This window comes from Salmonella sp. SAL04214 (genome assembly GCF_046550615.1).
GTDB lineage: Bacteria > Pseudomonadota > Gammaproteobacteria > Enterobacterales > Enterobacteriaceae > Salmonella > Salmonella enterica.
Map to the genome: position 1 here is coordinate 79,379 of NZ_JBGDXT010000011.1, position 20,994 is coordinate 100,372.

The window sequence follows — 20,994 nt, forward strand, 5'->3', positions numbered from 1 at the left end:
GGTTAAACACCGGCAAACAGAAAGGTTATCGCTGAACGAGTTTAATGAGCTGGCTTACCGGCACCGGAGGCCATAGTCCGCCCTGGAATGCGCTAAACCCCAATGGCGCTGCGCGCGCAAACATCGCCTCAGTATCAATACCGGCAATCATCAGCGACTCGCAGCTGGAGGAGATCTGGGCAACGATGGCGTGCATGAATGGTTCGAATGAGATCATTTCAGCTCGCTGCTGAATAAAATTTTTATCCAACATGACTCGTTTGAAAAGCCCATCGAAAATAGCTTTAGTCGACGCCTCGCCTGCCCCAAAATTTGCCAGCATTAATGGGAAATGCATTGCCAGATTAGCTAACGTTTCATTGTTTTTGCCCTGGTTTAACCCAGGATAATTCTCATTTATAGCTAATTCAAGAAACGGAAAGCGCGCTGCCCGGGAAAAAAGTTCGCTATCTAATAATAATAAGTCACTAATTGCAGGCGGTAAATTAAGCCATGCAATAAGTTTATGCTGAATAAAAAAGTGCTGACAGGTTTCTAACAACGCCAGTTTTTCAACAAACAGACAGTATTGTTCCTCCACCGAAAGGCGAGGCGCTACCAACTCAGTCGGCATCCGCACGGCGCCGTCTTCAGCGGCAAACGTTGCAATAATCTCGAAACCAACAAGCCGAGCGTTTTCATCCATGACGGGAAGGAAAAAGAGTTCGGAATGGTAAAGCTCATCAAGTGAAGCAATCATTACGCCAGTCCCATGGTTAGGGCGCTATTCGCCATCCAGTCACTACGGACGGAAACAGACGTAACTTCAGATACTAATTGAAGCGTCATCATTTTTCTTGTTTACCGGTGAACCGGTTCCTTTTTTTAACTTACTCTGATTATAAACCAATATTCAATCTTGTACTTTTAACAGGGCGTGAACACGCCCGTTTTTAATAAAAGTACGTTTGTAAATGCTACGGTTATATCATTATATATGATGACAACAGATGTCATAAGTTCAACCGGCGATATGTTAAAAATAGACTATAAAATTTATATCGTCTGCGAGGTTAAATTCGCCGTGCCTGCCAGAAGTTTTTTCGCCAGTACACATTATCCAGCGATGAACGCATCACGCCACGACTGGTAGAGGCATGAATAAACTCATTATTTGTATCGTAAATACCAACATGTAAACCACTTTCGCCCGAACCGGTTTTAAAGAAAACCAAATCTCCGGGCAGCAATTCATCTTTATCGATTCTGGTGCCGATTTTTGATTGTTCACGCGTATCACGAGGCAACTGCAAATCAAACTTGTCGCGCATAGTGACTACCACAAAGCCGGAACAGTCCACGCCTCTGCGACTCATGCCGCCGTAACGGTATGGCGTACCGCGCCAGGACTGCAACTGATCGTTCAGACCCGCAATGACGGTAATGGAGTCTGATAATCTGGCATTTGGCGCCGGTGCCCGATGAGTACTGCATCCTGCCAGGAACAATGCTGTGATAACAAGAAGCCAAAAACGCATGCCGCAACAATCCTCTGTTTTTATTTTGGTATTAATTTAGCGTCGAAATTACCTGCTTTTCAAGAAACGATTTTACTTAAGTGGCCGAAATGAGCATTGGATGCCCCTCGACGTCGAGTCGTCGAAAGCGCAGACCGTAGGCTTGCGCCAGATAAGAGGGGGTGAGCACCTCTTCCCGGCGGCCGCAGGCAATGAGTTTACCGCGCTTTAGTAACCAGGCTTTATGCGCATGGCGCAGCGTGTGGTTCAGATCGTGGCTACTCATCACAATCGCAATTCCTGCCTGACACAAATGATGTAACACCCGATCCAAAGCGTTTTGTTGCGCAACATCGAGACTGTTCATCGGCTCATCAAGCAGCAATAATTGACCGACCGGATTAGCGTCGGGATGAATTTGTAGTACAACGGCAGCAAGGCGAACACGCTGCCACTCGCCACCGGAAAGCTGATTCACGCTTCGCCCCAGTTTGTCGCCCAATCCAAGCATATCGGCCACCTCGTTAAGCTGCCCGGTTCGCGTTTTATCAGGTTGATGCAATGTCAGGTAATGCCAGACCGGCATAGCGAACGGCGGATTTTGCTGTTGCGCAAGATAAGCGCGGTGTTGGGCAAGCGTTGCCGTCGCCCATGCCTCCAGCGGCGCTCCGCCAAACCTGATGCTCCCCTCGCCGGAGGTTAACCCTGCCATACGCGCCAGCAGCGTGCTTTTCCCGGCACCGTTCGGCCCGACAAGATGAAGGATCTCTCCTGCGCTTACTTCGCCGGAAAGCGGCCCCAGGCGGGTGCTCTCGGCGACATCCTTTAATTGCATCAATTGAGACATTATTTTGCCAACGCGATTTTTATGCTTTCCATCACAATAGGATCTTCAGGCGTCATATCCGGCGAAAAACGCTGTACCACCTGACCATCCCGGCCTACCAAAAATTTTTCAAAATTCCACAGAATATCATCCGGATAGAGTGGCGTACGCCCTTTGCTTACCATCCGTTCGTAAAAGCCGCTCTTCTCCGGCGCGACTGCCGTTGGCGCAGTGGCTATCAGTTTTTGATACAGCGGATGGCGCGCGTCGCCATTCACATCAATTTTACTGAACATCGGGAACGTGACGCCCCAGGTGCTGGCACAATAGGTTTTAATCTCCTCTTCGCTGTCTGGCTCCTGCCCCATAAACTGGTTGCAGGGAAAACCCAACACGACAAACCCCTGATCTGCCCACGCCTTCTGGATATTTTCCAACTGTTCATATTGCGGCGTCAGGCCACATCTGGAGGCGACGTTTACAATGAGCAGCACTTTTCCGGCGTATTTTTCAAGTGTAGTGACCTCTCCATCAATCGTCGTAACGTGAGTATTAAGAAGCGAGTTTTGCATGGTGTCTCCCTGATGTCGGTAGAATAGCGGGTTTCATCGTTAGCCTTTAATCATAGACTGCGAATGATGAAAGCAGTTGTTTACCGATGCGCTAACGCGCGGATTTGAGTAGCAGCCAGATAAACACTGGCGCCCCCAATGTGGCGGTGACCACCCCGATAGGCAGTTCAGCCGACGCCAGCGCCAGTCGGGCGACCACATCAGCCAATAGCAGGGCGATAGCCCCGGCCAGCGCGCAGCCGGGAAGTAAAACCCGGTGATCGGTTAAACCACATAAGCGCAGGATGTGCGGAATAACCAGACCGATAAAACCAATCGCCCCCGCCATCGCCACGCTGACGCCCACCATCCAGCCGGTGGCGACGACCAACAAATTGCGCCAGAACCACAGCGGCAGGCCAAGCTGCCGCGCCGAGGTTTCCCCTAGCGCCAGCATATTCAGCGGTTGCGACTGGCAACATATCCAGATCAGTACCGGGATGAGCGCAATCATTAGCCAGCTCTGCTGCCAGTCAACGCCGCCAAATCCTCCCATCATCCAGTACATTAATTGCCGCAGATCGAAAGAGGTGGAAAAATAGATAGCCCACGTCATCAGCGCGCTACAGATAATGCCCAGCGCGACGCCCGCCAACAACAAGCGGCTGGTAGAAAGATGGCGACGCGCAAAACGCAGCAGAATTAACGTAATAATGAGCGCGCCGGCTATAGCGCACAGTCCCAGCGCCCATCCTGGCAGTTGCCCCTGCCCCAGTAAGACGGCGGCAATAAGCCCAACACCGGCCCCATTCGAAACGCCGAGCAGACCCGGTTCAGCAAGTGGGTTTTCAAACAGCGCCTGCATCACAGCGCCAGATAGCGCCAGCGCAGCGCCAACCAGCAATACCGCAAGCGTGCGGGGAAGGCGAATTTGCCAGACAAACAGTTCCCCCCGGGCGCTTAACCAGTCACCGGGGGCAATCCACTGTTCGCCTGCGCATAAGCTCAGAAGTGTAGCCAGTAGCACCAGCAGTGACAGGCTCAGAAGCCAGCGAACGTTTCGTCGCTGTTGTTGGCGGGCAAAAGTCAGCATGTTATCCATTCAGCTGAAAAGAGGTAGCGTGATTTTACGGTGGGTATCCTCTACTTGAAAGAAAAAAGGCCGCAATGCGGCCTTTTTAGTTATACGGGTCATCTTTCAGGCTGACAGATACGCTGTCATCCCGCTGATCTACTTTCGGGATGGCAGCGTATCTGCCGCAATACACCCTGATGGATGTTATGCCTGGATCTGATTACTCTTCTTTGGGCGAAGCGTTTTCGACCCGGCTCTTTAACTTCTGCCCGGGTCTGAAGGTCACCACGCGCCGTGCTGTAATAGGAATATCTTCACCCGTTTTCGGGTTACGCCCCGGACGTTGATTTTTATCACGCAGATCGAAGTTACCAAAACCAGAGAGTTTCACCTGCTCACCGTTTTCCAGAGCACGACGGATCTCTTCGAAAAACAGTTCAACCAGTTCTTTGGCATCCCGCTTGCTAAGCCCAAGCTTATCAAACAGATATTCTGACATTTCAGCTTTTGTAAGCGCCATAGGTTCAATCCCTCAATGATGCCTGGAATCGCTCTTTTAATGCCTCTACACATTTGGCGACGGTAGCGGCAATCTCCTCTTCTTCGAGTGTACGGTTGGTATCCTGAAGGATCAGGCTGATAGCGAGGCTCTTATAACCCTCCGCAACACCCTTACCGCGGTACACGTCAAATAAGTTTACGCCAACTACCTGATTTACGCCAACTTTCTTACATTCGGATAAAATATCCGCTGCGGGAACGTTTTCTGCAACAACAACCGCAATATCGCGACGGTTGGCCGGGAAGCGTGAAATCTCCCGCGCCTGCGGCACGATACGGTCTGCGAGCTTATTCCATTCCAGTTCAAACACCAGCGTACGACCATTCAGATCCAGTTTACGTTCCAGTTCAGGGTGAACAACCCCAATAAAACCAATACGTTCATCTTTCAGATAAATCGCCGCAGACTGTCCCGGATGCAGAGCCGGATTCATCTCCGCCTTAAACTGGATATCACCCAGTTTGCCGGTTAAATCCAATACTGCTTCCAGATCGCCTTTCAAATCATAGAAATCAACGGTCTCTTTTGCCAGGTTCCAGTGCTCATCATAGCGGTTACCGCAAATCACGCCAGCCAGCATCAGATCCTGTCGAATACCCAGATTGGCTTGTGTATCCGGAACGAAACGTAAACCGGTTTCAAAAATACGCACGCGATTCTGCTGACGGTTTTGGTTATAGACCACCGTCGCCAACAATCCGCTCCACAGCGACAGACGCATCGCCGACATCTCAACGGAGATAGGGTTTGGCAGCAGCAGCGCTTCTGCGCCTGGATGGATGAGCTGTTGTACTTTAGGATCGACAAAGCTATAGGTAATCACTTCCTGATAGCCTTTGTCGTTCAGCATGGTTTTAACCCGCTTCAACGACAGATCGGCTTCACGGTGCGTTCCCATGATTAAACCGGCCTGAATTGGCTCGTCCGGAATATTGTTATAGCCGTAAACGCGGGCCACCTCTTCCACCAGATCTTCTTCAATCTCCATATCGAAACGCCAGGTCGGCGCCACGGCTTTCCACTCGTCCTGCCCTTCGGTCACTTCACAGCCCAGACGACGCAGAATATCACTGACCTGCTCATCCGCAATATGATGCCCGATCAGGCGATCCAGTTTACTGCGACGCAGCGTAATGGTGGCGCGTTTCGGCAACGTTGCTTCGTTGCTCACATCAATTATCGGACCCGCATCACCGCCACAGATATCAAGAAGCAGACGAGTAGCGCGCTCTATCGCTTTATATTGCAGCGCCGGGTCCACCCCGCGCTCGTAGCGATGAGACGCATCGGTATGCAGACCGTGGCGGCGAGCGCGACCGGTGATAGACAGCGGATTAAAGTACGCACACTCCAGCAGCACATTTTGCGTTTCGCCGTTCACGCCGGAATGTTCGCCGCCAAAAATACCGGCTATCCCCAGCGCCTTATGGTGATCGGCGATCACCAGCGTGTCCGCATTTAACGTCGCTTCGCTACCGTCCAGCAGGACGACGGTTTCACCCTCTTTTGCCATCCGCACGACAATACCGCCATCAATGCGATCTTTATCGAAAGCATGCATTGGCTGACCCAGTTCGAGCAGCACATAGTTCGTGACGTCAACCACCGCATCGATGGAGCGAATACCGCAGCGACGCAGTTTCTCTTTCATCCACAGCGGCGTCGGCGCGTTAACATTGATACCTTTTACCACCCGGCCAAGATAGCGTGGACACGCATCAGCGGCCTCTACTGTAATCGGCAGCGTATCGCTGATGGTTGCCGTAACCGGCGCCATTTCAGGCTCCTGGAGCGGCGCTTTGTTCAGTACCGCCACATCGCGCGCAACGCCGATGATACCTAAGCAATCCGCACGGTTCGGCGTGACGCTAATTTCGATGGTATTGTCGTCAAGCTTCAGGTATTCACGGATATCGGTACCCAGCGGCGCATCCGCCGGCAGTTCGATAATGCCGCTGTGATCGTCGGAAATCCCCAGTTCGGAGAAGGAGCACAGCATCCCTTCAGACGGTTCGCCGCGCAGTTTCGCCGCTTTAATTTTGAAATCGCCCGGCAGAATAGCGCCAATGGTGGCCACCGCTACTTTCAGCCCCTGACGACAGTTTGGCGCGCCGCAGACGATATCCAACAGGCGTTCTCCGCCAACGTTGACTTTCGTTACACGCAATTTGTCAGCGTTCGGATGCTGGGCGCACTCAACCACTTCCCCAACCACAACGCCATTGAAGCTTCCCGCGACCGGCTCAACGCCGTCTACTTCCAGGCCAGCCATCGTAATCTGGTTAGCCAACGCATCGCTATCAATTGCCGGGTTAACCCACTCGCGTAACCACAGTTCGCTGAATTTCATTGTTTTATCCTGCCTTTATTTAAACTGTTTAAGGAAACGCAGATCGTTTTCGAAGAATGAACGCAGGTCGGTGACGCCATAACGCAACATGGTCAGACGTTCCATCCCCATACCAAAAGCGAAGCCAGAATAGATTTCCGGATCGATACCGACATTACGCAGCACATTCGGATGCACCATCCCGCAGCCCAGCACTTCCAGCCATTTGCCGTTTTTACCCATCACATCCACTTCCGCAGAAGGTTCGGTAAACGGAAAATAAGAAGGACGGAAGCGAATCTGCAGATCCTCCTCAAAGAAATTACGCAGGAAGTCGTGCAGCGTACCTTTGAGGTTGGTGAAGCTGATGTTGGTATCAACAATCAGACCTTCCATCTGATGGAACATCGGAGTATGCGTCTGGTCGTAGTCATTACGGTATACACGGCCCGGCGCAATAATACGGATCGGCGGTTGCTGCGCTTTCATCGTCCGGATCTGGACGCCAGACGTCTGGGTCCGCAGCAGACGGGTCGCGTCAAACCAGAAGGTATCATGATCGGCGCGGGCCGGATGATGACCCGGAATGTTTAACGCATCGAAGTTATGGTAGTCATCTTCGATTTCCGGGCCAGTCGCCACGGTAAAACCAAGCTCGCCGAAGAAACTTTCAATACGGTCAATGGTACGCGTGACCGGATGCAGACCGCCGTTCTCAATACGGCGCCCCGGCAGGGAGATATCGATGGTTTCAGCGGCCAGACGGGCGTTAAGCGCTGCGCTTTCCAGCTCGGCTTTACGCGCGTTAAGAGCCTGTTGTACCTGCTCTTTCGCGGCGTTAATGACTGCCCCGGCTGCCGGACGCTCTTCCGGCGGCAGATCGCGTAGGGTCGTCATCTGAAGGGTTAAATGCCCTTTCTTGCCCAAATATTCGACGCGTACATTGTCTAACGCGGCAACATCTGACGCCTGGTTAATGGCGGCCGCTGCATTGGCAACCAGCTCTGCGAGATGTGACATGGTTTTCCTCATTGTGTCGGTGAAGACACCGGTTCATTGGACGTAATCTCTCGATTTCAGATACAAAAAAAGCCTCCATCAGGAGGCTTTTTTGCGCTGTTTTTCGTTTCGTTTTTCACGCGCTAGCCTCCTGGGATCAGGTGCTAAAGTAAAAAAAGAAACGGAAAATAGCAGCGTTCATGCTTGCGTTACCTTATGTGGTAAAACCGAATATCCTTTATTGAAAAGGGTTACAGGTCAATTGTCAACTCACTGAACAGTAAATAAAAGAGAGGGAGCCAGGCTCCCTCTTTTCACTGGCTTATGCCAGAGCTGCTTTCGCTTTTTCAACCAGCGCGGTGAACGCGACTTTGTCGAATACGGCGATATCAGCCAGGATCTTACGGTCGATTTCAACAGAGGCTTTTTTCAGGCCGTTGATGAATTTGCTGTAAGAAATACCGTTCTGACGTGCTGCTGCGTTGATACGCGCAATCCACAGTTGACGGAACTGACGCTTACGTTGACGACGGTCACGGTAAGCATACTGACCAGCTTTGATAACTGCCTGGAAGGCAACGCGGTATACGCGAGAACGCGCACCGTAGTAGCCTTTGGCTTGTTTCAAAATTTTCTTGTGACGTGCGCGTGCAATTACACCACGTTTTACGCGAGCCATATGTGCTCTCCTGTATCTATTCTAATTAAAAAGTTAAAAACGTTAACGGCTTATGCGTACGGCAGGCACGCGATAACCAGGCCCAGATCGCCTTTAGAAACCATGGCTTTCGGACGCAGGTGACGTTTACGTTTAGTCGCTTTTTTGGTCAGAATGTGACGCAGGTTAGCGTGCTTGTGCTTAAAACCACCTTTACCGGTTTTTTTGAAGCGCTTAGCAGCACCGCGTACGGTCTTAATTTTTGGCATTTTAATAACTTCCACTTCGCATTGTTAATAAACGAAACATAGGCGAACAAAACCTGTGAAGCCCGAAGGCTTCACAGAATTGTTACTTGAAGGCCTTACTGTTTCTTCTTAGGAGCAAGCACCATGATCATCTGACGGCCTTCGATCTTCGTTGGGAAGGATTCGACCACTGCCAGTTCTTGCAAATCGTCTTTCACGCGATTAAGCACTTCCATACCGATTTGCTGGTGGGCCATTTCACGACCGCGGAAACGCAGCGTGATTTTGGCCTTATCGCCCTCTTCGAGAAAGCGAATCAGGCTGCGGAGTTTTACCTGATAGTCGCCTTCATCTGTCCCAGGACGGAATTTAATTTCCTTCACCTGGATAACTTTTTGCTTTTTCTTCTGTTCCTTAGAAGACTTACTCTTTTCATAGAGGAATTTGCCGTAATCCATTATACGACAAACCGGCGGCTCGGCGTTAGGGCTGATTTCGACTAAGTCTACTCCGGCTTCTTCAGCTTTTTCCAGAGCTTCTCTCAGACTCACAATACCAAGCTGCTCGCCTTCCAGACCTGTTAAGCGAACTTCTTGCGCGCGAATTTCGCTATTAATACGATTCGGACGCGCCGTTTGAACTCGTTTTCCGCCTTTAATACTTTATTCCTCCAGTTGTTGAAGACTGCGGCTGCGAATCTCTTGTTGCAGCTTCTCAATCACGTCATTTACGTCCAGACTGCCCAGGTCTTTACCGCGGCGGGTGCGAACGGCAACTTTGCCTGCTTCCACCTCTTTATCACCACAGACCAACATATAAGGGACACGACGTAAAGTGTGCTCGCGGATTTTAAAGCCAATCTTCTCATTTCTCAAGTCTGCTTTTACACGAATGCCCGCATTTTGTAGTTTCTGCGTCAATTCGTTAACGTATTCAGACTGCGAATCGGTAATATTCATCACGACTACCTGAACAGGCGCGAGCCATGTCGGGAAGAAACCAGCGAACTCTTCGGTCAGGATACCGATGAAGCGTTCCATCGACCCAAGAATCGCACGGTGAATCATTACCGGCACCTTACGCTCGTTGTCTTCGCCTACATAGGAGGCGCTCAGACGAGACGGTAAGGAGAAGTCCAGCTGTACTGTACCGCACTGCCATGCACGATCGAGGCAGTCATATAAGGTAAATTCAATTTTCGGACCGTAGAATGCGCCTTCACCCAGTTGATACTCAAACGGGATATTATTTTCTTCCAGCGCAACCGCCAGATCCGCCTCAGCACGATCCCACATCTCATCGCTGCCGATACGCTTGTCAGGACGAGTGGAAAGCTTGACGACGATCTTCTCGAAGCCAAAGGTGCTGTACATATCGTAGACCATACGAATACAAGCGTTAACTTCATCGCGGATCTGCTCTTCGGTGCAGAAGATATGCGCATCATCCTGCGTAAAGCCGCGTACGCGCATCAGACCATGCAGCGCGCCTGATGGCTCGTTACGGTGGCAGCTACCAAATTCCGCCATACGCAGCGGCAAATCACGATAGGATTTCAGACCCTGGTTAAAGATCTGAACGTGGCCCGGGCAGTTCATCGGCTTGATGCAATATTCGCGGTTTTCTGAGGACGTGGTGAACATCGCATCTTTATAGTTGTCCCAGTGCCCGGTTTTTTCCCACAGCACACGGTCCATCATGAACGGGCCTTTAACTTCTTGATACTGGTATTCTTTGAGTTTAGAACGAACAAAGACCTCCAGCTCGCGGAAGATAGTCCAGCCGTCGTTATGCCAGAACACCATGCCCGGCGCTTCTTCCTGCATATGATACAGGTCGAGCTGCTTACCAATTTTACGGTGGTCGCGTTTTGCGGCCTCTTCCAGGCGCTGCAGATAAGCGTTCAGGGCTTTTTTATCTGCCCATGCCGTACCGTAAATACGCTGCAACATCTTATTATTGCTGTCACCGCGCCAGTATGCGCCGGCAGTTTTCATCAGTTTAAAGTGATGGCAGAAACGCATATTCGGCACGTGCGGACCACGACACATGTCGACATATTCTTCATGATGGTACAAGCCTGGCTTGTCATCATGAGCAATGTTTTCATCAAGAATGGAAACTTTGTAGCTTTCACCACGCTTCACGAAGGTTTCACGCGCTTCGTGCCAGCTGACTTTCTTCTTGATAACGTCGTAATTTTTCTCGGCGAGCTCATGCATCCGCTTTTCGAGCGCTTCGACATCTTCCTGAGTTAGCGTGCGGTCAAGATCAACGTCATAGTAAAAACCGTTGTCGACAACCGGGCCGATCGCCATTTTCGTGTGCGGCCAAAGTTGCTTGATTGCGTGACCTAACAGATGCGCGCAAGAGTGACGAATGATCTCCAGACCCTCTTCATCTTTTGCGGTGATGATGGAAAGCGTCGCATCATTTTCAATCAGATCGGAAGCATCAACCAGCTCGCCATTCACACGGCCCGCAATGGTGGCTTTCGCCAGGCCAGGACCAATGTCCAGAGCAACATCCATCGGGCTTACAGGGTGGTCATAATGGCGTTGGCTGCCATCAGGAAGAGTAATAACAGGCATGTAATATCCTTATTTGCAGTGGTGACCCATACGCAAGATCACATACAAAGAGAAAATGAATTTATTGACAGTGAGTTGTGTATCCATCTAGCCAACCATTGCTAAATTGGCGCACAACCTTCGACACAGACGAAAATCTCTATTTTCGTCCGGCATGACGATGGTAACACTAAAAAAAGGGAGATTGCATCACTCTGTAGCAAATCAAGACCCTTGACAGGGTATCTCCGTTATCTTTCCACGCGCTGTATAGCGCTTCTCATCGACAACCTAACCTCTGCGCCAGACTCCCCTTTGTTGTTTTCACCTCGCTGGCTACCGCTTCAGGCAAGGCAGACCACAGCGTCAGCACTGGCTTCGTTTTATGTTCGATAGCCTCCACGGTAACCTGATAGTCGCAAAAATTCGCCGAACGGGGCGTATTCTGATCCATAATAAACGCAGCGTAATTTCCTTCACTTTTTGACGGCGCCGTTCCGGTGAATAAAACCTTCCAGTACCCGCTGGGAATTTCTACCGTCGCATCTTCTGGCAATGTGGCGATATGCCGCTCAAAAAGGGGGCCGGTCACTACGTGCACTACAGATACATCAGCCTGTTTGGCAAGTTCGCGCACCCGGTTTTCCAGTGCAGCCCATGCTCCCTGGTTCAGGGCGGATTTCTGCGGCGTAATATTCGATAAATAATTTAACGACGGCCAGTCCGAAACGCCGCCCAATCCTGCCAACGGCGCCTGGTGTCCCCTGTCGACTTTTAATAGCGTATGGGCATTTTTATAGGCCGAAGGGGCCAACGTATCCGAGGGCGGTAAATCGGGGTCCTGCGCCCAGTTCCGCGGGCGACCGCTTGCCTGGCTGGTCTTTGTCACGCTATAGGCAACCCAGTTGGCAAATTTCGTGGCGCTATTATTATTGAGCGTATAGACATGGCGATAGATTGTTTGTTGACTTCCTCCTTGAGGACAGCCAACGCTACAGTTATCAGGTTGCTGAACGAGTACGTTACGATGGGGTAACTCGGGTGCCGATGTTGTATCCTGGGGAGGATACGATGTAGTACATGCGCTTAATAATACTACGGGCAGTAATTTTAGCAGATTAATGGTCTTATTCACTTTTGCTTCCTTAATAATAACTGCCCTAATAATTCAGATAGTAATAATTTGGTTATATTACCCTGCCAGCCGTTAGATACTCTCATCATTAAAGACAACACTATCACGGTAAAAATTAATAACAGATAAACATCGAAGCCATCATAGAAAATGAGCTCAAAAGAATACAACGTGATATTCATATTGATACCAAAAAACATCGTATTATATGCATAATCGTGAAGCCAATAATTTCTCGCACTCAGATAGCGAATGAAAAATGGATATTCAATAATATCTGACGCATGTTTTTCAACACCATTTTTCAACATTAAGGCAACGTATCCTCTCAATGACTCGCTGCTGGCAGGAGTTTAGTTATATTTAAAGGTTTAATAAGCACTGCGCATCATGCTGCTGTGCTTATTACTTTGTAAAAATAAGAGTATTCACTTTCATATTCAGGGGTAAAAAGTGAACAAATACAGCTATTGCGCAACGATGATTGCCGCCATACTCAGTACGACCACAATGGCCAATGCCAGTAGCCTTGCTATTTCAGTGGCGAATGATGATGCAGGTATATTTCAACCATCCTTAAATGCCCTTTATGGGCACAAGGCTGCAGACCGGGGTGATTATACTGCCGGGCTCTTTTTAGGCTACAGCCACGATCTCACTGACGCCAGTCAACTCTCTTTTCATATCGCGCAAGATATTTATTCTCCATCAGGTGCCAATAAGAGAAAACCTGAAGCCGTCAAAGGCGACCGCGCGTTCAGCGCCTTTCTTCATACCGGACTGGAGTGGAATTCATTAGCCACCAATTGGTTACGTTATCGTTTAGGTACCGATATCGGCGTTATTGGTCCTGACGCAGGCGGTCAGGAGGTTCAGAATCGGGCGCATCGAATAATAGGCGCAGAAAAATACCCTGCCTGGCAGGATCAAATTGAAAACCGTTATGGTTACACGGCAAAAGGAATGGTCTCCCTTACGCCAGCTATTGATATTCTGGGTGTCAATGTGGGCTTCTATCCAGAAGTCTCTGCTGTCGGCGGCAATCTCTTCCAGTATTTGGGGTACGGCGCAACCGTTGCGCTGGGAAATGATAAGACCTTCAACTCTGATAATGGGTTTGGGTTACTGTCCCGCCGAGGGTTAATACACACTCAAAAAGAGGGATTGATCTATAAAGTATTTGCTGGCGTTGAGCGCAGGGAAGTTGATAAAAACTACACGTTACAGGGGAAAACGCTGCAAACAAAAATGGAAACGGTGGATATTAATAAAACCGTGGATGAATATCGCGTCGGTGCTACCATCGGCTATTCTCCCGTCGCATTCTCTCTTTCTTTAAACAAAGTCACGTCGGAATTTCGCACCGGAGACGACTATTCTTATATCAACGGCGACATCACCTTCTTCTTCTGAAGCGTCACCACGGAATAACCGGGTTACGTAATGTAACCCGGTACAATATTACATCTTATAGCCCAGCGTTACCGTAGTGCGGCGATCGGTATGTTCAGGCGCTGATTCAGGCGGCTGCGAGTTCCACGTTAAATTATACCCCACCTTTAGACCAAAATGTTCGTTAATGGCGACATTGAGGGCTGTTTCCGAATTTAGTGTGGTGTCTTCTGCGCCAAATACTGACACCCCCTGTGTAAACTTAGCATTGTCAGTTAACTGCCAGGCATAGCTGCCGGAAGCATAACCCAACGGCTGCGTTTCAGTGGTATCGTCCGTATGTTCGTCATAGCGAACCCCTGGACCGAATTCAAAACGGAAGCTGTGCACTGGACCATTAAGGAACTGCCGCCCGTAACCGGCGGTCAGTACGTCGCGCTGACGATAACCGTTGAAACGGTCTGTCAGCCAACTGGCCTGGCCAAAGGTATAATCATAATCCGTCATATTAAAACGGTTACGCGCGCCTACCGCATATTTTTCTGAAGAGCGTTCATCATTAGAGGAGGTATTGCTGGCATTGCCCCATAATGACCAGGCGGTACGTTGTCCATACCAGGTCATCGCCGTGTCAGCCGTTAAGGAAGAACTTTTAGTATTGCCTGACTGAGCAAGGTAGCCCGCATTCAGATTACCTTCAAAAGGTTTTTTCGCGGTAGAGGGATCATCCATGACAGTAAAAACGGAATCATCGGCGGCGGCATACAAAGACGCGAACACGCCACCCGCCAGCATAACTACAGCGGGTACTGCCTTCAAAAGCTTCATTTATATAGAGTCCGTACAACTAAAAAAGAGACCACGACGGTCCCGGAAACTTTCATAGGGATCAATGACAAACGCCCCTGGAAAGGTAGCGAATTATAAGAAGCCCCGAATAACATAGCAATCAATTACTATTTCATTTTTTGAATAAGAACCCTCCCGAAGCATTCTTTTATTTATATAACTTTACATCGTACTTCTTTAAATAAAGATCCGGAAAATCATATTGTTAATTCCTTCACTTTCCGGGGATTAAGTGCCAGACTGAAATCAGCCTAACAGGAGGTAACGATGGTACGTATCTATACGTTGACGCTTGCGCCCTCTCTCGATAGCGCAACAATCACGCCGCAAATTTATCCCGAAGGTAAACTGCGGTGCTCCGCGCCGGTATTCGAACCCGGCGGCGGGGGTATTAATGTCGCTCGCGCCATTGCGCATCTTGGCGGCACCGCGACCGCAATTTTCCCGGCTGGCGGCGCTACCGGCGAACATCTGGTCGCACTACTGGCTGACGAAAATGTCCCCGTGTCTACCGTCGATGCGAAGGACTGGACGCGTCAGAACCTGCACGTCCACGTCGAGTCCAGCGGCGAACAATATCGTTTTGTTATGCCCGGCGCCACGCTGGACGATGACGAATTTCGCCAGCTTGAAGAACAGGTACTGGAAATTGAATCCGGGGCAATTCTGGTTATCAGCGGCAGCCTTCCGCCCGGCGTTAAGGTCGAGAAACTCACGCAACTGATTTCCGCCGCGCAGAAGCAAGGCATTCGCTGCATTATTGATAGCTCTGGCGACGCGCTCACCGCTGCGTTGGCGCTTGGCGATATCGAACTGGTGAAACCTAACCTGAAAGAATTGAGCGCGTTAGTCAATCGCGATCTGACGCAGCCTGATGATGTGCGTAAAGCGGCCCAGGAATTAGTGCAAAGCGGCAAGGCTCGCCGGGTAGTGGTCTCTCTGGGGCCGCAAGGGGCGCTGGGCATAGACAGTGAGAATTGCATCCAGGTTGTTCCTCCCCCGGTGAAAAGTCAAAGTACTGTTGGCGCAGGCGACAGTATGGTGGGCGCGATGACGTTAAAACTGGCGCAAGACGCGTCGCTGGAAGAGATGGTGCGCTTCGGTGTGGCGGCAGGCAGCGCCGCTACGCTCAATCAAGGTACGCGTCTGTGTTCTCGTGACGATACCCAAAAAATATACGCCTATCTTTCCGCGCAATAATCGTTTCCCCCTCGCCGAGGGGGATACCGGAAAATCGGTTAACGGTCGGCGCATCCGCCGCTGTTAAAAACACAGTTGCTCCCAACGAGGTGAACGATGGCCAGTGGCGATATTACCCGTTATGTTATTACCGTAACCTTCCATGAAGATTCCCTGACCGAGATTAACGAACTCAATAACCATCTGACGCGTAGCGGTTTTTTGCTGACATTAACGGACGATGAAGGGAATGTGCATGAGCTCGGCACTAATACGTTTGGCTTTGTTAGCGCTCAGAGCGCTGATGAAATCAAAGCGCTTGTCGCCGGACTTGCGAAAAGCGCGTTAGATAAGGATGTCGACATTACCGTGGCGACCTGGGAGGCGTGGAGTAAAAACGCACAATAAGTGCCATTCCCGCCGCGGCGCGTCCGCGATGTGCGTTAGTTCGTATTTTTTAACCGCATTTTTGCGCTAACCTTATGATCTGGCAGACAACGTGGGGAGAGACATTATGTGGCAAGCTATCAGTCGTCTTTTAAGCGAGCAAGTCGGTGAAGGCGAAATCGAACTGCGTAATGAACTGCCAGGCGGAGAAGTTCATGCCGCATGGCATTTACGTTATGCAGGCCATGATTTTTTCGTAAAGTGCGATGAACGAGAAATGCTTCGCGGTTTTACCGCTGAAGCCGATCAGCTGGAGCTGCTCTCCCGCAGTAAAACCGTTGTTGTGCCTAAGGTATGGGCGGTAGGTTCGGACCGGGATTACAGCTTTTTAGTCATGGACTACCTCTCGCCCCGCCCGCTGGATGCCCATAATGCGTTTATTCTTGGGCAACAGCTGGCGCGCCTGCACCAATGGAGCGACCAACCTCAATTCGGCCTCGATTTTGACAACGCGCTCTCTACCACGCCGCAGCCGAATACCTGGCAACGCCGTTGGTCGACTTTTTTCGCCGAACAGCGCATTGGCTGGCAACTTGAACTCGCCGCGGAAAAAGGCATTACCTTTGGTAATATTGACGCCATTGTTGAACATGTTCAGCAACGTCTGGCGTCGCATCAACCGCAGCCTTCTCTTTTGCATGGCGATCTATGGTCGGCGAACTGCGCGCTTGGCCCTGACGGCCCCTATATCTTCGATCCAGCCTGCTATTGGGGCGACAGAGAATGCGATCTGGCGATGCTGCCACTGCATACCGATCAGCCACCGCAGATTTATGACGGCTATCAGTCCGTTTCGCCGCTACCGCTGGATTTTCTCGACAGGCAGCCGATTTACCAGCTCTACACCCTGCTTAATCGGGCAAGGCTGTTTGGCGGTCAGCACCTGGCTACTGCGCAAAAAGCGATGGATCGGCTGCTTGCGGTATAGGTACAGCCCATGCCGGATACGGGCTATCCGGCATTTTTCAGTTTACATGAAGCCTAACAAGGAAAAGAAAAAGTAGCCGAGCACGATAATAATGACCGGCAAAATATAGAGCGGGAAAAACTGTAAAAAGATGGTATGGTGCGGCACCACGATACGTGACTCTATCTGCTCACGCGTTAGCCCGTCCGCGCCTTTTGCTTTTTCCAGGATCAACTGATCTTCCACGCCTTCACGTAAAAAACGTGACTGGCGGCTCATTCTGGCGCCGGAATCCTGCATCGCCAGCCCGACAAAAATCAGAATAAAAATGAGCCAGAAACCGATATTCAGGCTTCCCTGAAAATTCGGCGTCGGCGAGTTGTACCAAAAAACATTCAGAAACGGCGTATTCACGCGCATCATGTCTATCATTACGTGGGTAAAATCCAGCATTACCGCATTTATCCCCTCCTGCTTTTCACTGTGCGCATACATAAATTTAAGGACTGAGATGAGCGTGGAAAGCAGTGCCGGAATAAAAATAACCCACCCAACAACTCTTTTTAGGATTGCAATGCGTCCAGCTTGTTGATACGTCATGAGTTCCCCTTGATAAAGACGCGTCGTTTTGGCCTAAGTCTACCTGTTGATTCTCGTTTTCGCCTGATCTTTAAGGGCGATATACTAAGAACATGGTCATAATGAACGCTTAATTCGTTATTTTTTAATCTCAACAGGAGAGGTTGTGATGTCAACCCCACGTCAAATTCTTGCTGCAATTTTCGATATGGATGGACTACTGATCGATTCCGAACCGCTCTGGGATCGCGCTGAACTGGACGTGATGGCAAGTTTAGGCGTAGATATTACTCGGCGCCATGAGTTACCAGACACGCTTGGGCTACGCATTGATATGGTTGTCGATCTCTGGTTTGCGCAGCAACCGTGGAGCGGCCCCGATCGCCAGGAAGTGACAAACCGTGTTATTGCCCGCGCGATTACGCTTATCGAAGAGACGCGCCCTCTTTTGCCGGGTGTGCGCGAGGCCGTGGCGCTGTGTAAAGCGCAGGGGTTATTAGTGGGGCTTGCCTCGGCATCGCCGCTGCATATGCTGGAAAAAGTGCTCACCATGTTTGAACTGCGCGACAGTTTTGACGCGCTGGCTTCTGCGGAAAAATTGCCCTACAGCAAACCGCACCCGCAGGTCTATCTGGATTGTGCGGCCAAATTAGGCGTTGATCCATTAACCTGCGTGGCGCTGGAGGATTCGGTGAATGGTCTAATCGCGGCAAAGGCGGCGCGAATGCGCGCCATTGTGGTGCCAGCAGAAGAAAACCAGCATGATCCGCGCTTTGCGCTGGCGAATGTCAAACTTAACTCGCTGACAGAGCTGACGGCGACGCATCTACTCGGTTAAGATGTTTCCGAAACAAAGTCAACGGGCAATTAGCCGCTGAGCCAGACGGCAAGCGGCTTTGACAGAGACAAAGAGTTACAACGTCACCACTTCCGCCTACTGTATAAAAACCCTATACTGTATGAATTGACAGTTTAATGGGTTTTATCATGACGGCGGAAGGACATCTTCTTTTTTCTATAGCCAGCGCGGTTTTCGCCAAGAATGCCGAGTTAACGCCCGTCCTTGCGCACGGCGACTGGTGGCATATTATTCCTTCGGCTATTTTGACCTGTCTGCTGCCGGATATCGACCACCCCAAATCTTTTCTTGGTCAGCGCCTGAAATGGGTATCGAAACCGATCGCCCGCGCATTCGGTCACCGGGGGTTTACCCATAGTCTGCTGGCGGTCTTTGCCCTACTGGCGACCTTTTATCTCAAGGTTCCGGATACGTGGATTATCCCGGCGGATGCGCTGCAAGGCATGGTACTCGGCTATTTAAGCCATATCGTCGCGGATATGCTCACCCCCGCAGGCGTTCCCTTACTGTGGCCGTGCCGCTGGCGTTTCCGCCTGCCTATTCTGGCGCCGCGCAAAGGCAATCAACTGGAGCGATTTTTATGTATGGCGTTGTTTGCCTGGGCGGTGTGGATGCCGCAGTCCATGCCGGAAAACAACGTCATACGCTGGTCTTCGCAGATGATCACTATCCTGCAAATGCAGTTCAATCGTTTTATAAATCACCAGATTGATTAGTAAATCAACGCCAAAGTCATTTTTGGCATAAACCATTCCATTTGAATATAAAAGCCAGCTCACAGTTCTGCTAATCTTGCGCGAACAGAATCGCTAAAACACAGCGCTTCATAATAAAAAAATCAGGAGAACGGGGATGAATTTTCCATTAATTGCGAACATTGCGGTGTTCGTCATTCTGCTGTTTGTACTGGCGCAGGCCCGTCATAAACAGTGGAGTCTGGCTAAAAAAGTGCTTGTCGGCCTTGTGATGGGCGTGATCTTTGGTCTGGCCCTGCACACCATTTATGGCGCTGACAGTCAGGTGTTAAAAGACTCCATTCAGTGGTTCAATATTGTCGGCAACGGCTATGTGCAATTGCTACAAATGATTGTGATGCCGCTGGTATTCGCCTCTATTTTAAGCGCCGTGGCACGACTGCATAACGCCTCTCAATTGGGGAAAATCAGTTTTCTGACTATCGGCACGCTGCTGTTTACTACCCTTATCGCAGCGCTGGTGGGCGTGCTGGTCACCAATCTGTTCGGACTGACGGCGGAAGGTCTGGTTCAGGGCGGAGCGGAAACCGCGCGTCTGAATGCCATTGAGACGAGCTATGTCGGCAAAGTGGCCGATCTCAGCGTGCCGCAACTGGTGCTGTCTTTTGTACCGAAAAATCCGTTTGCGGATCTGACTGGCGCCAATCCTACGTCTATTATCAGCGTGGTGATTTTCGCCGCATTCCTGGGCGTGGCCGCGCTTAAACTGCTGAAAGATGATGCGCCAAAAGGCGAGCGTGTGCTTGTTGCTATCGATACCCTGCAAAGCTGGGTGATGAAGCTGGTGCGTCTGGTGATGCAACTTACGCCTTACGGCGTACTGGCGCTGATGACGAAAGTGGTTGCCGGCTCTAATTTGCAGGACATCATTAAGCTTGGAAGCTTCGTGGTAGCGTCATATCTTGGTCTGGCGATAATGTTTGTGGTTCACGGCATACTATTGGGCGTGAACGGGATTAGCCCGCTGAAATATTTCCGCAAGGTGTGGCCGGTGCTGACATTTGCCTTTACCAGCCGCTCCAGCGCCGCCTCCATTCCACTCAATGTCGAAGCGCAAACCCGCCGCCTGGGCGTGCCGGAGTCCATCGCCAGCTTTGCTGCCTCTTTTGGCGCGACCATCGGCCAAAACGGTTGTGCCGGTCTTTATCCTGCGATGTTGGCGGTAATGGTTGCGCCGACGGTCGGCATCAACCCCTTAGACCCCGTATGGATAGCCACGCTGGTGGGTATCGTTACCGTAAGTTCGGCGGGTGTTGCCGGCGTTGGCGGCGGCGCGACCTTCGCCGCGCTGATTGTGCTGCCTGCCATGGGCTTACCGGTCACGCTGGTCGCGCTGTTAATCTCCGTCGAACCGTTGATTGATATGGGCCGTACCGCACTGAACGTGAGCGGCTCAATGACCGCGGGTACGCTTACCAGCCAGTGGCTGAAGCAGACCGATAAAACCATTCTCGATAGCGAAGAAGACGCTGAACTGGCGCATCGATAATACATTATCGGGCGTTCACATCGTCTGAGACATGACGATCAGCAACTCAAAATGTCTGTCACTAAAAACGCCGGTCTCCAGTACCGGCG

General features: G+C 50.7%; 24 protein-coding genes and 1 other annotated feature. Of the genes, 7 read left to right on the forward strand and 17 right to left on the reverse strand.

What is annotated here, in order from left to right:
• Positions 1-25: 25 nt before the first annotated feature.
• The 15 genes from ydiV to ACLJQD_RS17965 all read right to left on the reverse strand — a co-directional run bounded on the left by ydiV (position 26) and on the right by ACLJQD_RS17965 (position 12,760).
• Positions 26-739 (reverse strand): anti-FlhDC factor YdiV, encoded by a 714-nt coding sequence (ydiV, locus tag ACLJQD_RS17895; RefSeq protein WP_017440998.1) that lies wholly within the window; start codon positions 737-739, stop codon positions 26-28.
• A 313-nt stretch (positions 740-1,052) separates the two neighbouring features.
• Positions 1,053-1,517, reverse strand: coding sequence for a C40 family peptidase (locus ACLJQD_RS17900; RefSeq protein WP_001213256.1), 465 nt, complete (start codon positions 1,515-1,517; stop codon positions 1,053-1,055).
• A gap of 76 nt (positions 1,518-1,593) precedes the next feature.
• The gene (btuD, locus tag ACLJQD_RS17905; RefSeq protein WP_000080607.1) at positions 1,594-2,343 is read right to left on the reverse strand and encodes a vitamin B12 ABC transporter ATP-binding protein BtuD; all 750 of its coding nucleotides are present in this window, start codon (positions 2,341-2,343) and stop codon (positions 1,594-1,596) included.
• Complete coding sequence (locus ACLJQD_RS17910) at positions 2,343-2,894, reverse strand: glutathione peroxidase (RefSeq protein WP_017440997.1); 552 nt, start codon at positions 2,892-2,894, stop codon at positions 2,343-2,345. The genes btuD and ACLJQD_RS17910 overlap by 1 nt, the downstream gene beginning before the upstream one ends.
• Positions 2,895-2,985: 91 nt before the next feature.
• Entirely contained in the window at positions 2,986-3,966 is a 981-nt protein-coding gene (btuC, locus tag ACLJQD_RS17915; RefSeq protein WP_000954984.1) for a vitamin B12 ABC transporter permease BtuC, read from the reverse strand.
• Positions 3,967-4,168: 202 nt separating this feature from the next.
• The gene (gene ihfA / locus ACLJQD_RS17920) at positions 4,169-4,468 is read right to left on the reverse strand and encodes an integration host factor subunit alpha (RefSeq protein WP_001229266.1); all 300 of its coding nucleotides are present in this window, start codon (positions 4,466-4,468) and stop codon (positions 4,169-4,171) included.
• A 4-nt stretch (positions 4,469-4,472) separates the two neighbouring features.
• Positions 4,473-6,860, reverse strand: coding sequence for a phenylalanine--tRNA ligase subunit beta (gene pheT, locus ACLJQD_RS17925; RefSeq protein WP_000672402.1), 2,388 nt, complete (start codon positions 6,858-6,860; stop codon positions 4,473-4,475).
• 15 nt (positions 6,861-6,875) lie between these two features.
• Positions 6,876-7,859, reverse strand: a complete 984-nt coding sequence (gene pheS, locus ACLJQD_RS17930) for a phenylalanine--tRNA ligase subunit alpha (protein WP_000018570.1) — start codon at positions 7,857-7,859, stop codon at positions 6,876-6,878.
• Positions 7,860-7,921: 62 nt separating this feature from the next.
• Positions 7,922-8,045, reverse strand: a sequence feature (Phe leader region).
• The gene (gene pheM / locus ACLJQD_RS17935; RefSeq protein ID WP_001386830.1) at positions 7,996-8,040 is read right to left on the reverse strand and encodes a pheST operon leader peptide PheM; all 45 of its coding nucleotides are present in this window, start codon (positions 8,038-8,040) and stop codon (positions 7,996-7,998) included. Its footprint overlaps the feature before it by 45 nt.
• Positions 8,046-8,160: 115 nt before the next feature.
• Complete coding sequence (gene rplT / locus ACLJQD_RS17940) at positions 8,161-8,517, reverse strand: 50S ribosomal protein L20 (RefSeq protein ID WP_000124850.1); 357 nt, start codon at positions 8,515-8,517, stop codon at positions 8,161-8,163.
• 50 nt (positions 8,518-8,567) lie between these two features.
• Positions 8,568-8,765, reverse strand: a complete 198-nt coding sequence (rpmI, locus tag ACLJQD_RS17945; RefSeq protein WP_001124225.1) for a 50S ribosomal protein L35 — start codon at positions 8,763-8,765, stop codon at positions 8,568-8,570.
• 95 nt (positions 8,766-8,860) lie between these two features.
• The gene (infC, locus tag ACLJQD_RS17950) at positions 8,861-9,403 is read right to left on the reverse strand and encodes a translation initiation factor IF-3 (protein ID WP_001574431.1); all 543 of its coding nucleotides are present in this window, start codon (positions 9,401-9,403) and stop codon (positions 8,861-8,863) included.
• Positions 9,404-9,406: 3 nt separating this feature from the next.
• Positions 9,407-11,335: a threonine--tRNA ligase gene (gene thrS, locus ACLJQD_RS17955; RefSeq protein ID WP_001144226.1), complete on the reverse strand. Its 1,929-nt coding sequence runs from the start codon at positions 11,333-11,335 to the stop codon at positions 9,407-9,409.
• Positions 11,336-11,594: 259 nt separating this feature from the next.
• The gene (locus tag ACLJQD_RS17960) at positions 11,595-12,449 is read right to left on the reverse strand and encodes a DNA/RNA non-specific endonuclease (RefSeq protein WP_001044094.1); all 855 of its coding nucleotides are present in this window, start codon (positions 12,447-12,449) and stop codon (positions 11,595-11,597) included.
• Entirely contained in the window at positions 12,446-12,760 is a 315-nt protein-coding gene (locus ACLJQD_RS17965; protein WP_000916604.1) for a hypothetical protein, read from the reverse strand. Before ACLJQD_RS17965 ends, ACLJQD_RS17960 begins: the two co-directional genes overlap by 4 nt.
• Before the next feature lie 142 nt (positions 12,761-12,902).
• Here ACLJQD_RS17965 and ACLJQD_RS17970 point away from each other — a divergent pair, with 142 nt between their 5' ends.
• A complete protein-coding gene (locus ACLJQD_RS17970) occupies positions 12,903-13,862 on the forward strand; it encodes a lipid A deacylase LpxR family protein (protein ID WP_001046434.1) in 960 nt (319 codons plus the stop codon).
• 48 nt (positions 13,863-13,910) lie between these two features.
• Here ACLJQD_RS17970 and ACLJQD_RS17975 read toward each other — a convergent pair whose 3' ends face one another.
• Positions 13,911-14,669 carry a YdiY family protein gene (locus tag ACLJQD_RS17975; protein WP_000770981.1) on the reverse strand — a complete coding sequence of 253 codons (759 nt, stop codon included), beginning with the start codon at positions 14,667-14,669 and terminating at the stop codon, positions 13,911-13,913.
• A 288-nt stretch (positions 14,670-14,957) separates the two neighbouring features.
• Here ACLJQD_RS17975 and pfkB point away from each other — a divergent pair, with 288 nt between their 5' ends.
• From pfkB to ACLJQD_RS17990, 3 genes are all read left to right on the forward strand, one after another.
• A complete protein-coding gene (gene pfkB / locus ACLJQD_RS17980; protein WP_000251707.1) occupies positions 14,958-15,890 on the forward strand; it encodes a 6-phosphofructokinase II in 933 nt (310 codons plus the stop codon).
• 96 nt (positions 15,891-15,986) lie between these two features.
• Positions 15,987-16,277, forward strand: coding sequence for a type V toxin-antitoxin system endoribonuclease antitoxin GhoS (ghoS, locus tag ACLJQD_RS17985; RefSeq protein WP_000146133.1), 291 nt, complete (start codon positions 15,987-15,989; stop codon positions 16,275-16,277).
• A gap of 106 nt (positions 16,278-16,383) precedes the next feature.
• Positions 16,384-17,244: a fructosamine kinase family protein gene (locus ACLJQD_RS17990; RefSeq protein ID WP_000267686.1), complete on the forward strand. Its 861-nt coding sequence runs from the start codon at positions 16,384-16,386 to the stop codon at positions 17,242-17,244.
• A gap of 42 nt (positions 17,245-17,286) precedes the next feature.
• Here the strand turns inward: ACLJQD_RS17990 and ACLJQD_RS17995 are convergent, their stop codons facing one another.
• Positions 17,287-17,823, reverse strand: a complete 537-nt coding sequence (locus ACLJQD_RS17995) for a YniB family protein (RefSeq protein WP_017440996.1) — start codon at positions 17,821-17,823, stop codon at positions 17,287-17,289.
• A gap of 148 nt (positions 17,824-17,971) precedes the next feature.
• Here ACLJQD_RS17995 and hxpB point away from each other — a divergent pair, with 148 nt between their 5' ends.
• The 3 genes from hxpB to tcyP all read left to right on the forward strand — a co-directional run bounded on the left by hxpB (position 17,972) and on the right by tcyP (position 20,905).
• A complete protein-coding gene (hxpB, locus tag ACLJQD_RS18000) occupies positions 17,972-18,640 on the forward strand; it encodes a hexitol phosphatase HxpB (protein WP_017440995.1) in 669 nt (222 codons plus the stop codon).
• A 137-nt stretch (positions 18,641-18,777) separates the two neighbouring features.
• Positions 18,778-19,377 (forward strand): metal-dependent hydrolase, encoded by a 600-nt coding sequence (locus tag ACLJQD_RS18005; protein WP_000505804.1) that lies wholly within the window; start codon positions 18,778-18,780, stop codon positions 19,375-19,377.
• A gap of 136 nt (positions 19,378-19,513) precedes the next feature.
• Positions 19,514-20,905 carry a cystine/sulfocysteine:cation symporter gene (gene tcyP / locus ACLJQD_RS18010; RefSeq protein ID WP_001010654.1) on the forward strand — a complete coding sequence of 464 codons (1,392 nt, stop codon included), beginning with the start codon at positions 19,514-19,516 and terminating at the stop codon, positions 20,903-20,905.
• Positions 20,906-20,994: the final 89 nt, after the last annotated feature.

Coding starts and splice junctions, on each gene's coding strand:
- ydiV (WP_017440998.1), bottom strand. CDS start 739: ATGATTGCTTCACTTGATGAGCTTTACCATTCCGAACTCTTTTTCCTT.
- ACLJQD_RS17900 (WP_001213256.1), bottom strand. CDS start 1,517: ATGCGTTTTTGGCTTCTTGTTATCACAGCATTGTTCCTGGCAGGATGC.
- btuD (WP_000080607.1), bottom strand. CDS start 2,343: ATGTCTCAATTGATGCAATTAAAGGATGTCGCCGAGAGCACCCGCCTG.
- ACLJQD_RS17910 (WP_017440997.1), bottom strand. CDS start 2,894: ATGCAAAACTCGCTTCTTAATACTCACGTTACGACGATTGATGGAGAG.
- btuC (WP_000954984.1), bottom strand. CDS start 3,966: ATGCTGACTTTTGCCCGCCAACAACAGCGACGAAACGTTCGCTGGCTT.
- ihfA (WP_001229266.1), bottom strand. CDS start 4,468: ATGGCGCTTACAAAAGCTGAAATGTCAGAATATCTGTTTGATAAGCTT.
- pheT (WP_000672402.1), bottom strand. CDS start 6,860: ATGAAATTCAGCGAACTGTGGTTACGCGAGTGGGTTAACCCGGCAATT.
- pheS (WP_000018570.1), bottom strand. CDS start 7,859: ATGTCACATCTCGCAGAGCTGGTTGCCAATGCAGCGGCCGCCATTAAC.
- rplT (WP_000124850.1), bottom strand. CDS start 8,517: ATGGCTCGCGTAAAACGTGGTGTAATTGCACGCGCACGTCACAAGAAA.
- rpmI (WP_001124225.1), bottom strand. CDS start 8,765: ATGCCAAAAATTAAGACCGTACGCGGTGCTGCTAAGCGCTTCAAAAAA.
- thrS (WP_001144226.1), bottom strand. CDS start 11,335: ATGCCTGTTATTACTCTTCCTGATGGCAGCCAACGCCATTATGACCAC.
- ACLJQD_RS17965 (WP_000916604.1), bottom strand. CDS start 12,760: ATGTTGAAAAATGGTGTTGAAAAACATGCGTCAGATATTATTGAATAT.
- ACLJQD_RS17975 (WP_000770981.1), bottom strand. CDS start 14,669: ATGAAGCTTTTGAAGGCAGTACCCGCTGTAGTTATGCTGGCGGGTGGC.
- pfkB (WP_000251707.1), top strand. CDS start 14,958: ATGGTACGTATCTATACGTTGACGCTTGCGCCCTCTCTCGATAGCGCA.
- ghoS (WP_000146133.1), top strand. CDS start 15,987: ATGGCCAGTGGCGATATTACCCGTTATGTTATTACCGTAACCTTCCAT.
- ACLJQD_RS17990 (WP_000267686.1), top strand. CDS start 16,384: ATGTGGCAAGCTATCAGTCGTCTTTTAAGCGAGCAAGTCGGTGAAGGC.
- ACLJQD_RS17995 (WP_017440996.1), bottom strand. CDS start 17,823: ATGACGTATCAACAAGCTGGACGCATTGCAATCCTAAAAAGAGTTGTT.
- hxpB (WP_017440995.1), top strand. CDS start 17,972: ATGTCAACCCCACGTCAAATTCTTGCTGCAATTTTCGATATGGATGGA.
- ACLJQD_RS18005 (WP_000505804.1), top strand. CDS start 18,778: ATGGGTTTTATCATGACGGCGGAAGGACATCTTCTTTTTTCTATAGCC.
- tcyP (WP_001010654.1), top strand. CDS start 19,514: ATGAATTTTCCATTAATTGCGAACATTGCGGTGTTCGTCATTCTGCTG.